Raw genomic sequence first — 15,066 nt, 5'->3', positions numbered from 1 at the left:
GCGGCCGTGGCGGGCCTGGGTGGGCGGCGGTGGAAGCGGCTTGAGGTGTCGCATGCGTTCCACTCGGTGTTGATGGATCCGATGCTGGACGACTTCCGTGCGGTGGTGGAGGGCTTGTCGTTCCGCGACCCGCAGGTCCCGTTGGCGACGACTGGCGATGTGACGTCGGTGGACTATTGGGTCCGGCATGTGCGGGAGCCGGTCCGGTTCGCCGACAGTGTGCGCACGTTGGCGGACAACGGCGTGACGGCGGTGTTGGAGATCGGGCCCGGCGGCGTGCTGACCGCGATGGTGGCCGACACGGCGGATGTCGTGGCGATCCCGGCGTCACGCGGCGACAAGCCCGAGCCCGAGGCGTTCGTCGGCGCACTCGGGGCGCTGTGGGAACACGGCGTGGAGGTGGCATGGCGGGACCGGATCGGCGGTCGGCTGGTCGACCTGCCCACCTACCCGTTCCAGCACGAGCGGTTCTGGCTGGAGCAGGACACCTCGCTGACGAACAGGTCGGGCCACCCGCTGCTGGACCAGGCGGTCACGGTGGCGGTCAGCGAGGACGTCGTCCTCACCGGCCGCGTCTCGCTCCGCACCCACCCGTGGCTCGCCGAGCGGACGGTCCTCGGCACGGTGGTTCTGCCTTCCTCGGCGCTGGTCGAGGCCGCGTTGCACGCCGCCGACGAGGTCGGCTGCACGGTCGTGGCCGAGCTGACGATCGAAGAACCGCTGACCGTGCCCGAGTCGCGGGCGGTGCAGGTGCAGGTCGTCGTCGGCCCGCCCGACAACGGGCGGCGGCCGATCACCGTCCACGCCCGCGCCGACCGGCCGGACGCCCGGTGGCGGACCCTCGCCCGGGGCGTGCTGGCCGACGACGCCGACGAGCCCGTCCTGCCCGAGGCGACGGAGCGGTTCGACATCGGGCTCCCCGCGGACCTCGAAGCCGGGGCGGCGCGGTTCGGCATCCACCCGTTGCTGCTGGAGTCCGCCGTCGCGCCCGAACCGTCGACCCGGGTGGCAGCCGTGTGGCGTGGCGTCCGCCTGCACGCCCCGGGCGTCACCTCTGTGCGTGCCGCGCTGTCGACGGCGGACGACACCGTCGCGGTCCGGCTGGAGGATCAGGCCGGTCGGACCGTGCTCACCGTCGAGTCGGTGGTGTTCCGCGAGTTCCCCGGTTCCGCGTTCGTCGCGGACGACGACCGGCCGCTGTTCCGGGTGGACTGGGAGCACATCCCGGCGCTGGAGGGTCAGGGCGAGCCGCTGCGGTGGGGTGTGCTCGGCGACCGCGTGGACAGCGACCTGCCGGACGCGCCCCTGTCCGAGGACGTCGCGCTGGCGGCCAAGGCCGCCGACGAGCTGGACGCGGTGGTGTGGCGGCCGTTCGGCGCCGCCCCGACCGCGCCCGACGTTGTGCGGGCACGTGCCCGGCAGGCGTTGGAGCTGCTGCGCGACTGGTTGGCCGAACCCCGGCTCGCCGCGACCCGGCTCGTCGTGCTGACCGGCGGGGCGACAGGGGAGGCACCCGATCTCGCGGAGGCCGCCCTGTCCGGGCTCGTGCGGTCCGCCCAGTCCGAGGCACCCGGTCGGATCGTGCTGCTCGACGCCGACGACCCGGCAGCGGCGGCGCGGGCGCTGCCCGCGGTCCTCGCGTCGGACGAACCGCACGTGGCGCTGCGGGGTGGGCGGGCGTTCGCGCCGAGGCTGCGCCGGGCCGAACCGGGTACCGCGACGACGCCGTGGGACGGCACCGTCGTCGTCACCGGCGGCACCGGGCACGTCGGCAGCCGGATCGCCCGGCACCTGGTCGTCGAGCACGGGGTCGAGCGGCTCCTGTTGATCAGCCGGCGCGGCGACCGGGCCCCCGGCGCGGCGGACCTCGTCGCCGAGCTGACCCGGTCGGGTGCCGAGGTCGCGGTGGTCGCGTGCGACGTGACCGACCGTGACGCGCTGGCCGGCGTGCTCGACGGCGTGCGGGTCACCGGCGTCGTGCACGCGGCGGGCACCGTGGACGACGGTGTGCTGTCCGGGCTGAGCCCGGAGCGACTGGACGCCGTCCTGCGGCCGAAGGTGGACGGCGCCTGGCACCTGCACGAGCTGACCCGCGACCACCCGGTGTCCCGGTTCGTGCTGTTCTCCTCGGTGGCCGGGGTGATCGGCGCGCCCGGCCGGGGCACCGCGGCGGCGGCCGACGCGTTCCTCGACGCGCTCGCCCACCACCGCGCCGCGTCCGGTCTGCCCGCCAACACGGTCGCCTGGGGCCGCTGGGCCGAGGGCGAAACCACCGGCCGCGACGGCATCCGACCGGTGGGCGATGCCGAGGGCGTCGCGCTGTTCGACGCCGCGCTGGCGCTGGACGCGCCCTTCGTGGTGGCCACGCCCGTCGACCCGGCCGCCATCCGGACAACGGGCGACGTCCCGGCGCTGCTGCGCGAGCTCGTCGGCGGCCCCGGCCGGCGGCGCGTGCGAACCGGGCCGACGCGCAGCCTCGCGGACCGGTTGGCGGCACTACCCGACGCCGAGCGGCACGATCTGGTGCTCGACACCGTGCGGTCGGCGGTGGCGGCGGTCCTCGGCCGGGCGGACGGGACTGGCATCGACGCGAACCTGTCGTTCCACGAACTCGGGTTCGACTCGCTCACCGCCGTCGAGCTGCGCAACCGGCTGTCCGCCGCGACCGGCGTCGCGCTCGCGGCCACGCTCGTGTTCGACCACCCGACGCCCGCCGCGCTCACCGACCACGTCCTCGCCGCGCTCGCACCGGAACCGGTGCTCGCCGGACTGCCCGAACTGGACAGCCTCCAGGCCGCGCTGCCCGCCGTGGAGAAGGACGAGCAGGCGCGCGCCGCCATGACCGTGCGCCTGCGGACCATCCTCGCCCGCCTCACCGACGGTGACGAGCAGGACGAGTCCGCCGCGCTGGAGGCCGCGTCCGTGTCCGAGATCTTCGACTTCATCGACAATCAGCTCGGCCGGTCGACGAGCTGAGCCACGCATCCGAGGGGGAACGAACCGCATGGCCGAGGCCAGCGAACAGAAGCTCGTCGACTACCTCAAGTGGGTCACCGCCGACCTGCAGAAGACCCGCAGGCGCGTCGCGGAACTGGAGGCGAGCGCCACCGAACCGATCGCGATCATCGGCATGGCGTGCCGGTTCCCCGGCGGCGTCTCCTCGCCCGACGACCTGTGGCGGCTGGTCCGCGACGGCGTGGACGGGATCTCCGACATCCCGACCGACCGGGGCTGGGACCTCGACGACCTGTACGACCCGGAACCGGGCAAGCCCGGCAAGACCTACACCACGCAGGGCGGGTTCGTCGCCGACGCCACCCGCTTCGACGCGGCGTTCTTCGGTATCTCACCGCGCGAGGCGGTGGCGATGGACCCGCAGCACCGCCTGCTGTTGGAGACCGCGTGGGAGTCGCTGGAGAACGCCGGCATCGACCCGGGCTCGTTGCGCGGCAGCCGGACCGGCGTCTTCGCCGGGCTCATCGAGCAGAGCTACCTCGACGCGGAGGGCCCCGAGGAGTTCGAGGGCTACCTGATGACGAGCAAGCTCGGCAGCGTTGCTTCCGGCCGGGTCGCCTACGTGTTGGGCCTGGAGGGGCCGGCGGTCACTGTGGACACGGCGTGCTCGTCGTCGCTGGTGTCCTTGCACCTGGCGATCCAGTCCCTGCGGTCCGGCGAGTCGGACCTCGCGCTGGCCGGCGGCGTCACCGTCTACGGGAGGCCGGGAGGCCTGGTGGACTTCTCGCGGCAGCGCGGTCTGGCGCCGGACGGCCGGTGCAAGTCGTTCGGCGCCGGCGCGGATGGCACGTCGTGGGCCGAGGGTGTCGGCGTCGTCGTGGTGGAGCGGTTGTCGGTGGCTCGTGCGGCTGGTCGTCGGGTGTTGGGTGTGGTGCGTGGTTCGGCGGTGAATCAGGACGGTGCGTCGAATGGGTTGACTGCGCCGAATGGTCCGTCGCAGGAGCGGGTGATTCGGGCGGCGTTGGTGTCGGCCGGGTTGGACGTGGGTGATGTGGATGTGGTGGAGGCGCACGGTACGGGTACGCGGTTGGGTGATCCGATCGAGGCGCAGGCGTTGTTGGCGACTTATGGTCGTCGTGAGGGCGAGCCGCTGTATTTGGGGTCGCTGAAGTCGAACATCGGGCACTCGGTCGCTGCCGCCGGCGTCGGCGGTGTGATCAAGATGGTGCAGGCGATGCGGCACGGCGTCCTGCCCAAGACCCTGCACGCCGACGAGCCGACCCCGGTCGTCAACTGGGCGTCGGGAGCGGTCGAGCTGTTGCGGGAGGCCCGGCCCTGGCCGGAGACGGGCCGCCCCCGGCGGGCCGCCGTGTCGTCGTTCGGCGTCAGCGGCACGAATGCGCATGTGATCCTGGAACAGGCCCCCGAGGCTCCTGTTGTCGATGTCCCGGTCCTGAGTGCGGTGCCGTTGTTGTTGTCGGCGCGCAGTGCCGGTGCTTTGGCGGCGCAGGCGCGGCGGTTGCACGAGCATCTGTCGGCTGAGCCGGCCTGGGAACCCCGGGACGTTGCGAGCACTCTCGCTCGGCGTCCGTCCTTTGATCATCGTGCGATGGTGGTCGGTCGGACTCGTGAGGAGTTGTTGGCGGGTCTGGGTTCGCTTGGCAGTGTCCGGCGGGTTGTTGGTGGGTCGGTCGGGTTTGTGTTTTCGGGTCAGGGTTCGCAGCGTCTGGGTATGGGTCGGGAGCTGTATGCCGGGTTTCCGGTGTTCGCGGCGGTGTGGGACGAGGTGACGGGCTTCTTCCCGGGCCTGCGGGACGTGCTGTGGGGTGACGACCGGGGGTTGTTGCGTCGTACGGGTTTTGTGCAGCCGGGGTTGTTCGCCTTTGAGGTGGCGTTGTTCCGGTTGCTGGAGTCGTGGGGTGTGCGCCCTGGCTGTCTGGCGGGGCATTCGGTGGGGGAGATCGCGGCGGCGCATATCGCGGGTGTGTTGTCGTTGCAGGACGCCTGCCGTCTGGTGGCGGCGCGGGGTGGGTTGATGGAGGCGTTGCCCGAGGGCGGGGCGATGGTGGCGGTGGAGGCGACCGAGGCCGAAATCGCCCCCTTGTTGGGTGACGGTGTGGATCTGGCGGCGGTGAACGGGCCGACCCAGGTGGTGTTGTCCGGTCGCGAGGACGCCGTTCTGGCGGCCGTGACGGGCCTGGGTGGGCGGCGGTGGAAGCGGCTTGAGGTGTCGCACGCGTTCCACTCGGTGTTGATGGATCCGATGCTGGACGACTTCCGCACGGTGGTGGAGGGCTTGTCGTTCCACGACCCGCAGGTCCCGCTGGCGACGAGCGGGGACGTGACGTCGGCGGAGTACTGGGTCCGGCATGTGCGGGAACCGGTCAGATTCGCCGACAACGTACGCACGCTGGCGGACAACGGCGTGACCGCGGTGTTGGAGATCGGGCCCGGCGGTGTGCTGACCGCGATGGTGGCCGACACGGCGGATGTCATGGCGATCCCGGCGTCACGCGGCGACAAGCCCGAGCCCGAGGCGTTCGTCGGCGCACTCGGCGCCTTGTGGGAACACGGCGTGGACGTGGCATGGCAGGACCAATTGCGCGGCCACTTGGCGGACCTGCCCACCTACCCCTTCGAGCGCCGCCGCTACTGGCTCGACCCGGCGTCCCAGGCGAGCGACGCGTCCGCCCTCGGCCTGGCCCCCGCCGACCACCCGCTGCTCGGCGCGGTCGTCCCCGTCGCGGACGACGACGGGGGTCTGTTCACCGGCAGGCTGTCCACCCATCTCCAACCCTGGCTGGCCACCCGCGCGGTCGATGGCGTCCACGTGGTCCCGCTCGCCGTGCTCACCGAGATGGCGGTGCGCGCGGGCGACGAGTTCGGCTGCACGCACCTCGCCGAGCTGACCCCGCTGGAGCCCGTCGTGCTGCCCGAGCGCGGCGCCCTCCAAGTGCAGGTCCGCGTCGGCGCGTCCACGTCCACCGGTCGCGCGCTGTCGATCTTCACCCGCCCCGACGGCGCGGACGTCCCGTGGACGGCCAACCTCCGCGCCCGCCTGCTGGTCGAGGGTGCGGGCCGGGCGGCAGAGCCGGCCCGGGACGACGACCCGGTCACCGAGGCCCGCCTGCCGGAGTCGCTGCGGGACGAGGCCGCGAAGTACGGTCTCCACCCCGTGCTCCTCGACGACGCCATGCGCGCCGCGCTCGGCGCGGAAGCCGTGACGTGGCGCGGTTTCCGACTGCTCGCCACCGGCGCGTCCACCGTGCGCGTCCGCCTCGTCCGCACCGGCGCGGAGTGGACGGCCGAGATAGCCGACCCGTCCGGCCAACCCGTCGCCCTCGTCTCCGGGGTGTCGGCCGCGGACGTCGACGCCTGGTCGCTGCGCACTGCCCGCGACCGCCACCGGGACGACCTGTTCGGTGTCACCTGGACCCCGCTGACCCTCCCGGAACCGGACGGCGCGCTGACCTGGGGCCGGCTCGGCGACGATGCCGACGCCCTCGCCGACGTGCCCGCCGTGGGCAAGGCGGCCGAGGCGAGCCCCTTGCACGCCCTCGTGGTCGAGCAGCGGCCGGGCGGCGACGTGCACGAGCGCACCCGCGATTCCCTCGCCCTGCTCCAGGACTGGCTCGCCGACGACCGCCTCACCGACACCCGCCTGGTGATCGCCACGCGCGGTGCGGTGCCCGCGGGCGGAACCCCGGTCGTGGACGTGGCGGGCGCGGCGGTCTGGGGCCTGGTCCGCTCCGCGCAGTCGGAGAACCCCGGCCGGTTCGTGTTGGTCGACCTCGACCTCGACCTCGACGCCACCCTCGACCCCCGCACGCTCACCGCCGTCCTGGCCTCCGGCGAGCCGCAGGTCGCCCTCCGCGACGGGCGCGTGTACGCACCCCGCCTCACCCGGCTCGCGGAACGCGCCGCCGCACCCCGGTGGAGTCGCACCGGCACGGTGCTGATCACCGGCGGCACGGGGTCGCTCGGCGCCCTCGTCGCCCGGCACCTGGTCACCGAGCACGGCGTGGGGCACCTCCTGCTCACCAGCCGGCGCGGCCGGGACGCCGTCGGCGCGGCCGAGCTGGAAGCCGACCTCACCGCGCTCGGGGCGCGCGTCACGATCGCCGCCTGCGACGTCGCCGACCGCAACCAGGTGGCGGCGCTGCTGGCCGACATCCCCGGCGAGCACCCGCTGACCGCCGTCGTCCACACGGCGGGCGTGCTGGACGACGGCCTGGTCACCGCCCAGACCCCGCAGCGGCTCGCCGACGTGCTGCGGCCCAAGGCGGACGCGGCGCGGCACCTGCACGAGCTGACCGCCGGGCACGACCTGTCGGCGTTCGTGCTGTTCTCCTCGGTCGCGGGCGTCCTCGGCGGCCCCGGTCAGTCCACCTACGCGGCGGCCAACTCCTACCTCGACGCGCTCGCCCAGCACCGCGTCGCGGCGGGTCTGCCCGCCACGTCGATCGCGTGGGGCCTGTGGGCCCAGCCGACCGGCATGACCGGACAGCTGGACGAGGCGGACCTCGCCCGGATCGCCCGCACCGGCTTCGGCACCGTCGCGCCGGGGCGCGGCGAGGCCCTGCTGGACCTCGCGGTCGCCTCCGGCCACCCGCTCGCCGTCGCCACGCCGTTCGACCCGACCGGCCTGCGCGGCCAGGCGGTCCTGCCGCTGCTCACCGCGCTGGTCCGGACGCCCGTGCGCGCCAGGGCCCGCGACACCGAGGGCACCAGGGCACTCGACCTGGCGGCGCTCACCGACGCCGAGCGCGACCGAGCCCTGCTGGACCTGGTGCTCGCCGAGGTCGCGGGCGTCCTCGGGCACGCCGACGCGGCCTCGATCAGTGCGGACCGGCCGTTCCCCGAACTGGGGTTCGACTCGCTGACCTCCGTGGAGCTGCGCAACCGGCTCGGCGAGGCCGCGGGCGTGAAGCTGGCGGCCACGGCCGTGTTCGACCACCCGACGCCCACCGCCCTGGCACACCACCTGCGCGCCGCCCTCGGGTTCGCGGGCGAGGACGCCGCCGCCGACTTCGCGGATGACACCGCCGTCGACTTCGCCGCCGAGGTCGGGCTGGCCGACGACGTGTGGCCCGCCGGGCGCGTCACGACCTCGGTCGAGGACCCGCGCGAGGTGTTCCTGACCGGCGCCACCGGGTTCGTCGGGGCGTTCCTGCTGCGCGAGCTGATGCGCACCACCGACGCCGTGGTCCACTGCCTGGTGCGGGGCGCCGACGAGGCCGACGCCCTGGCCCGGCTCAAGGCGAACCTGGAGTGGTACCGGGGCTGGGACGAGGTCGACCCCGACCGGCTGGCGATCGTCGTCGGCGATCTGACCCGGGAGCGGTTCGGCCTGGCCGAGGCCGCGTTCGACCGGCTCGCGCGCACCGTCGACGTCGTCTACCACGCGGGCGCGGCGGTCAACTGGCTCCAGCCGTACCGGGCGCTCAAACCCACCAACGTCCTGGGCACCCAGGAGGTACTGCGGCTGGCCACCCGCCACCGCACCGTGCCGGTGCACCACGTGTCCACCACGGGCGTGTTCGCCAAGGCCGTCGAGGAGGGCCTGCCGGTGCGGGCCGACGACCCGACCGGGCCGCCGGAGGAACTGCCCACGGGCTACCGGCAGAGCAAGTGGGTGGCCGAGCGGATGGTCGACCTGGCCCGCGAGCGCGGCGTGCCCGTGTCGGTGTACCGGGTCGACCTGGTCTCCGGCGACAGCCGCCACGGCGCCGGTCAGACCCACGACTTCGCCTGGCTGAGCATCAAGGGCCTGCTCCAGGCGGGCGCCGTGCCCGACGACCTCGGCGGCTTCTTCCACATGGTGCCGGTGGACTACGTCAGCGCCGCGATCGTCGCCCTGTCCCGGCGGCCCGACGCGACCGGCCGGACGTTCCAGCTGTTCAACCACAGCAGGCTGACGTTCACCGACATCCTGGCCCGCCTGCGCGCCGGCGGCTACGAGCTGCGCGACCTGCCCCGGGACCGGTGGCACGAGCTCGTCCACGCCGACCGCGACAACGCGCTCATCCCGCTGATGGACGCGTTCGAGGCCGTCACCGGCGACAGCGCCGGCGTCTACCTGCCCATGGACACCGACGCGACCGCCGCCGCGCTCGCGGGCACCGGCATCGAGTGCCCGCCGATGACCAGCGAGCTGTTCGACACCTACGTCCGGTTCTTCGTCGAGGCGGGCTACTTCCCGCCGCCTCGCAACCACGTGTGACCGGTGGGCACGCGCGAGCGGAAGGGAAAGACCTTGGTCGTCGACATCGAACAGCACACCGCCGTGCGGTTCCAGACCCTCGGGGCCCTGCAGATCTGGCACGGCACCCGCGAGTGCGCCCCCAGTACCCCGAAGGTGTTGCAGGTGCTCGGGCTGCTGCTGGTCCAGGCCAACCGGCCGGTGCCCACCGGGACGCTGATCGACGAGCTGTGGGGCGACAACCCGCCCCGCAGCGCCGTCACCACCATCCAGACCTACGTCTACCAGCTGCGCAAGCTGATCGAGCGGGAGGGGCTGGCCGAGAGCGGCGAGGACATGCTCGTCACCCGGCCGCCCGGCTACCTGCTGCGCGTGCGGCCGGGCCAGTCGGACCTGGAGCGGTTCCGGGAGCTGCGCGAGCGGGGCCGGGAGTCGTTGGCCGCCGGGCGGCACCACGACGCCGCGCTCGACCTGCGGTCGGCGCTCGCGCTGTGGACGGGGCCGCCGTTCGGCAACGTCAAACCCGGCCGCCAGCTCGCCGCCGAGGTGATCGACCTGGAGGAGCGGCACCGGACCACGCTCCAGCTCGCCATCGAGGCCGAGATGGGGCTGGGTATGCACCGCGAGCTGGTCGGCGAGCTGCGGTCGCTGACCCTGCTGCACCCGCTGGACGAGTGGTTGCACCAGCAGCTCATGGTGGCGCTGGACCGGTGCGGCCGGCGCAGCGAGGGCGTGCGCCTGTACTGGGCGCTGCGCGACGCGCTGGGGGACGAGCTGGGCATCAGCCCGTCCCCGCAGACCGAGCGGATCTACCGGGCGCTGCTGGGCTGACCCGAGGCCGCCCGGTGGGCGCGCTCCACCAACTCGGCCTGGAGCACGATGCTCTCGTCCACCAGCGGACCCTCCCGCACCGCGCGGGCGAACGCCGCGAGCGCGTTGCGGCACTGGTCGTCGGCGGCGAGCACGTGCTCCTCGCGGTGGTCCTGCCGCTCGATCCGCAGGACCGGGCGGTGGTGCGCGGGCGGCGTGAACGCGTGCTCGACGGTCAGCGTGCCCGTGGTGCCGACGAGCTGGTAGGTCGAGGTGTAGCGGTGCTCCAGGCCGAACGCGAGCTGCGCGCTCACACCGTCCTTGGGGCGCTGGAGCAGCACCGCGCCCGACAGGTCCACGCCGTAGACGGGGTCGTGCCGCAGCGTCGCGCCCACCACGTCCAGGTCGCCGCCGAGCAGGAACTGAGCCACCCGCACCGGGTAGGCGCCGACGTCGAACAGCGCGCCGCCGCCCAGTTCGGGCCGGTGGCGGATGTCGTCCGCCGGGCGCGTCGGGATGGCGAACGCGGCCGACAGCCACCGCACCGTCCCGATCACACCGTCGTCGAGCAGGCGGCGCACGTGGTGGTGCAGCCCGTGGTGGACGAACATGAAGTTCTCGCGCAGGACCAGGTTCGCCGACCGGGCCTGCTCCACGAGCGCGACGGTGTCGGCCAGGGAGGTCGTCAGCGGCTTCTCCGCCAGCACGTGCTTGCCCGCGCGCAGGGCGCGGCGCACCCACGGCGCGTGCAGACCGGACGGCAGCGGCACGTAGACGGCGTCCACGTCGTCGCGGTCGAGCAGGGCCCGGTAGCCGGCCACGGGATCGGCGCCGTACGGGCGGGCCGCGGACTCGGCCTTGGCCAGGTCGCGGCTGGCCACCGCCACCAGGTCGACGTCCGGCAGGGTGGCCGCGGTCGGCAGCACGCGCCGGATCGCGATGTCGGCGCACCCGAGCAGGCCGAGGCGGAGCGGGCGTTCGGTTGGCATGACAGCCTCCGTCAGCGGGTGATGCAGGTGAGCAGGGACCGGGCGCCGACGTTCACGTGGTTGCCGTAGCGCACGAAGCCGGTCAGCTGGCCGACGGTCATCCACGTGTAGTCCTCGGGCACGTCCAGGGGGAAGTCGTCATCGGCGAGCACCACCATGTAGCGGTTCTCGGCGTGGTAGAACCGGCCGCCCTCCTCGGAGTGCACGACGTCGACCAGCACGCGCTCCGGCGGCGCGCCGAGCACCTCGTCGAGGAACCGGGGCTGTCGGTCGCGGGGCAGCTCCCGGTAGTTGTCGGGCGCGCAGTTCACCGTGGACGACATCTCCACCACGTCGCCCGTCCCCGGCTCGGTGCGGGCGTGCACCAGCAGGTGCAGCGTGCCCTCGATCCGTTTGGCGACGAACGCGATGACGCCCCGGCCGCGCGGCGCGAACATCGGCTGCGACCACTCCCGCACCTCGCGGCTGCTCGCGCTCACCCGCACGCCCATCACGTCGAAGTACAGGCCCCGCTCGTGGCGGATCCGGCTGGACGAGCGGTCCCAGTTCTTCACCTCCGACAGCCGGATCACCCGGCGGTCCAGGCGGTACCGCGCCTTGGCCTCGGTGAACCAGCTCAGCAACTCGCGAGTGTTGTGCAGGGCAGTGCCGCCGTCGGTGTCGGGGAACAGGAAGCGCGTTCCGGAGAGCACCGTGCGCGAGTCCATGTTCACCAGGTTCTCCACGTGGACCAGATCGCGGATCTGGTCCACCCGCAGCCAGCAGAAGTCGTCCAGCACCGGCACGTCCTCGGTGACCTCGACGATCATGTTGCGGTTGCGCTTGTTCAAGAACCACGAGCCCTGCTCGGACTGCAGCGCGTCGAACACCACCCGGCCGCTGCGCGGCGCGACGAAGTGCTCCAGGTACGGCACGGCACTGCCGCCGTGCACCTTGGTGTAGTTGCTGCGCGTGGCCTGCACGGTCGGTGACAGCTGGAGCAGGTTGATGTTGCCCGGCTCCATCTTCGCCTGCATCAGGCAGTGCGGCACGCCGTCGAAGTGCTTGACCAGGATGCCGAGGATGCCGATCTCGGGTTGCAGGATGATCGGCTGGCTCCACGAGTCGACCTCGCGGTGGTCGGTCGAGACCTCGATGCCCTCCACGGAGAAGAACTTCCCCGAGCGGTGCACCAGGTTCCCCGACTCCGGCTCGATCCGCCAGCCGTCGAGCCGGTCCAGGTCCACGGGTGTGACCTCGTAGGTGTTGGCCTCCGTGCGGCCGGCCATCCAACTGTGGAACCCCGACAGGTCGTCGAACATAGCTTCCCCCTCTTCGCCGGATGCCCGGCCCAGCGTCACGGCGTCGGCTTGAGGTCCGTTCGAGAAGCGGTCGAGCGATTTGTCCGGATCGACCCTTGAGCGCGTCTTGAGCGCCTTTCGGCAGACTCGCCGCGACCGACGCGGGAGGAGGGGCCGGTGCGGATCCGGGAGACTGCGATACCGGGGGCGTTCGTGATCAGCCCCGACGTGCTGGAGGACGCCAGGGGCAGGTTCTTCGAGGGGTTCCGCGCCGACCTGCTCGGTGCCGCCACCGGGCGGAGCCACCCCGTCGAGCAGGTGAACTACTCGGTGTCCCGCCGCAACACGCTGCGCGGCATCCACGGCGTGCTCAACCCACCGGGCCAGGCCAAGTACGTCAGCTGCGTGCGCGGCGCCCTGCTCGACGTCGTGGTCGACCTGAGGGTCGGCTCGCCGACGTTCGGCCGGCACGTCGTGAACGTCCTCGACCCGGACTCCGCGACCGCCGTCTACGTCGAGGAGGGTCTGGGGCACGGGTTCCTCGCGCTGACCGACGACGCGACCATCTGCTACGTCCTGTCCACCGCCTACGTCCCCGGCACCCAGTTCGAGATCAACCCGCTCGACCCGGAGCTGGCGCTGCCGTGGGGGTTCACCGAACCGCCGCTGATGTCGGAGAAGGACGCGACCGCGCCCTCCCTCGCCGAGGCGCTCGCCGCCGGGATCCTGCCGGTCTGGGACGGCGCCGCGACCCTGTTGGAGACACCGTGACGATCAACGTTTTCCAGCCGCAGTTGGGCGACCGCGAACTGGCCGCCGTCGCGGAGGTGTTCCGGAGCAACTGGCTGGGCCACGGGCCGCGCACCAAGGCGTTCGAGGCCGCGTTCGCCGCGCACATCGGCGTGGGCGCCGAGCACGCGGTGTTCGTGAACTCCGGGTCCACCGGCCTGTTCATGGCGATGGAGCTGCTGGGTGTCGGCGCGGGCGACGAGGTCGTGCTGCCGTCGATCAGCTTCGTCGCGGCGGGCAACGCCATCGGCGTCACCGGCGCGCGGGCCGTGTTCTGCGACGTCGACCCGCGCACCCTCAACCCCACCGCGGAGGACGTGGAGGCCGCCCTCACCCCGCGCACCAAGGCCGTCGTCGTCCTGCACTACGGCGGCTACCCGGGGGACATCGAGCGCATCGCGCGGCTGTGCCGGGAGCGCGGCGTCGCGCTGGTGGAGGACGCGGCGTGCGCCGTGGCGTCGCGCGTGGACGGGCGGGCCTGCGGGACGTTCGGCGACATCGCCATGTGGAGCTTCGACGCGATGAAGGTCCTGGTCACCGGCGACGGTGGCATGCTGTACGTGCGGGACCCGGAGCTCGCCCGGCGCGCCAGGAGCCTGGCCTACCACGGCCTGGAGCAGACAAGCGGCTTCGTCAAGGCCAAGGTCTCCCACCGCTGGTGGGAGCTGAACGTGCGCGAGTACGCCCGGCGCCAGATCGGCAACGACCTGACCGCCGCCATCGGCCTGGTCCAGCTCGACCGCCTGCCCGAGTTCCTCAAGCGGCGCGCCGAGGTGGCCGACCACTACGACCGCGAACTGGCGGGCGTGCCGGGCCTGCGCACCCCGCCCCCGCTGCCGGCGGGGCACGACACCTCGTACTACTTCTACTGGGTGCAGATGGACCCGGCGATCCGCGACGCCGTGGCCGCCGACCTGCTGGAGGCGGGCATCTACACCACCTTCCGCTACCCGCCCCTGCACAGGGTCCCGGCCTACGGCTCGGACGCCGTGCTGCCCAACGCGGAGCGCGCGTCCGACGAAACCCTGTGCCTGCCCCTGCACCAGGGCCTGAGCCACGAGGACGTCGACCGCGTAGTCACCGAGCTGCGCGAGTCCGTCGGGTCGAAGCTCTCCTGACCGGTCCCCGGGTGTGCCCCCTGCGGGGCCCGGCGATCAGGATGGACAGGGACGACCGAACGACATCAACGACGTGGTCTCCGCCGATCGCGCGGTGCTCGTCGCACTGGTGCGGCGCCTGCCCGGCACGCTGCGCGGACACCGGTTGGTGACGCCGGACACCGTCGTGCGATGGCACCGACATCTGGTGGCGTGGAAGTGGACGCGATGCTACCGACCTTTTCGGTTCGGGGTGACGATGGCCCTTGATGGCGGGTGTATGCCGGTGACATGCGATATTCCGATGGTGGCGGTCTGACCGCGAAGCAGCGGGCACAGCGGGAGCGGGTGCGGTTGGAGGCCGCCGAGTTGTTCGCCCAGGGTGAGAGACCGCCGCAGGTGGCGCGGCCGGCTACGGGTGTCCCGCAAGTCCGCCTACGCCTGGTACGCCCGCTGGAAGGGCGGCGGCGTGGAGGCGTTGCGGTCGAAGGGGCCGTCCGGGCGGAGGTCGCGGATGCGGCCGCAGTGGCGGGCGTGGCTGGCGACGGAGCTGGACAAGGGGCCGGCCGCGCACGGTTGGACCGAGGACCAGGGGTGGACCCTGGCCCGGGTGGGCACTGTGATCGCCCGGCGTTTCCATGTCCGGTTCAGCCCGGCGCAGACCTGGCGCATCCTGCGGCAGATGGGCTTCACGGTGCAGGTCGGGGTGCAGCGGGCCGCCGAACGCAACGAGCGGGATGTGACCACGTGGGTGCGAAAGACCTGGCCACGGGTGGGAAAACGGTAAGGGACCGGGATGCGTGGCTGTGCTTCGTCGACGAGTCCGGGCAGTTGCTGCGCCCGCCGAGGGCACGCACCTGGTCCCGCCGCGGCCACCCGCCCGTGCTGCGGGTCTGTCAAGTACCGGGTTTGATGGAGGGTGTGATTACCCGCTCGGTGCCGAG

The 15,066-nt window shown here is 72.9% G+C and carries 8 protein-coding genes and 1 pseudogene; 7 read left to right on the top strand and 2 right to left on the bottom strand.

Features of this window, described 5'->3' with window-relative positions; genetic code table 11:
* From FM051_RS11420 to FM051_RS11410, 4 genes and pseudogenes are all read left to right on the top strand, one after another.
* Positions 1–2,976, top strand: a 2,976-nt coding sequence (locus FM051_RS11420) for a type I polyketide synthase (RefSeq protein ID WP_238412324.1), incomplete at its 5' end; no start/stop codon positions are given.
* Positions 2,951–7,954: pseudogene (locus FM051_RS11415) on the top strand (SDR family NAD(P)-dependent oxidoreductase); the annotation flags it as partial. The gene FM051_RS11420 and the pseudogene FM051_RS11415, both read left to right, overlap by 26 nt.
* Positions 7,955–8,038: 84 nt before the next feature.
* Entirely contained in the window at positions 8,039–9,178 is a 1,140-nt protein-coding gene (locus FM051_RS54465) for a thioester reductase domain-containing protein (protein ID WP_476655316.1), read from the top strand.
* Between the two features lie 33 nt (positions 9,179–9,211).
* Positions 9,212–9,988: an AfsR/SARP family transcriptional regulator gene (locus tag FM051_RS11410; protein WP_158842901.1), complete on the top strand. Its 777-nt coding sequence runs from the start codon at positions 9,212–9,214 to the stop codon at positions 9,986–9,988.
* On the opposite strand, the gene FM051_RS11405 is transcribed toward FM051_RS11410, so the two are convergent.
* Entirely contained in the window at positions 9,967–10,956 is a 990-nt protein-coding gene (locus FM051_RS11405) for a Gfo/Idh/MocA family protein (RefSeq protein ID WP_158842900.1), read from the bottom strand. The two genes, FM051_RS11410 and FM051_RS11405, sit on opposite strands and share 22 nt — an antisense overlap.
* A gap of 11 nt (positions 10,957–10,967) precedes the next feature.
* Positions 10,968–12,257, bottom strand: coding sequence for an NDP-hexose 2,3-dehydratase family protein (locus tag FM051_RS11400; RefSeq protein ID WP_158842899.1), 1,290 nt, complete (start codon positions 12,255–12,257; stop codon positions 10,968–10,970).
* 156 nt (positions 12,258–12,413) lie between these two features.
* Here FM051_RS11400 and FM051_RS11395 point away from each other — a divergent pair, with 156 nt between their 5' ends.
* From FM051_RS11395 to FM051_RS11385, 3 genes are all read left to right on the top strand, one after another.
* Positions 12,414–13,007: a dTDP-4-dehydrorhamnose 3,5-epimerase family protein gene (locus FM051_RS11395; protein WP_158842898.1), complete on the top strand. Its 594-nt coding sequence runs from the start codon at positions 12,414–12,416 to the stop codon at positions 13,005–13,007.
* Positions 13,004–14,143 (top strand): DegT/DnrJ/EryC1/StrS family aminotransferase, encoded by a 1,140-nt coding sequence (locus FM051_RS11390; RefSeq protein WP_202918801.1) that lies wholly within the window; start codon positions 13,004–13,006, stop codon positions 14,141–14,143. Before FM051_RS11395 ends, FM051_RS11390 begins: the two co-directional genes overlap by 4 nt.
* Before the next feature lie 397 nt (positions 14,144–14,540).
* Positions 14,541–14,909, top strand: a complete 369-nt coding sequence (locus tag FM051_RS11385) for a winged helix-turn-helix domain-containing protein (RefSeq protein ID WP_202918800.1) — start codon at positions 14,541–14,543, stop codon at positions 14,907–14,909.
* Positions 14,910–15,066: the final 157 nt, after the last annotated feature.

The sequence above is a fragment of the Saccharothrix deserti genome, from assembly GCF_009769385.1.
GTDB classification, from domain to species: domain Bacteria; phylum Actinomycetota; class Actinomycetes; order Mycobacteriales; family Pseudonocardiaceae; genus Actinosynnema; species Actinosynnema deserti.
Note: the sequence above shows the minus strand (reverse complement) of the source record. Positions and strands in the feature narration are given on the sequence as shown.

Coding starts and splice junctions, on each gene's coding strand:
- FM051_RS11405 (WP_158842900.1), bottom strand. CDS start 10,956: ATGCCAACCGAACGCCCGCTCCGCCTCGGCCTGCTCGGGTGCGCCGAC.
- FM051_RS11400 (WP_158842899.1), bottom strand. CDS start 12,257: ATGTTCGACGACCTGTCGGGGTTCCACAGTTGGATGGCCGGCCGCACG.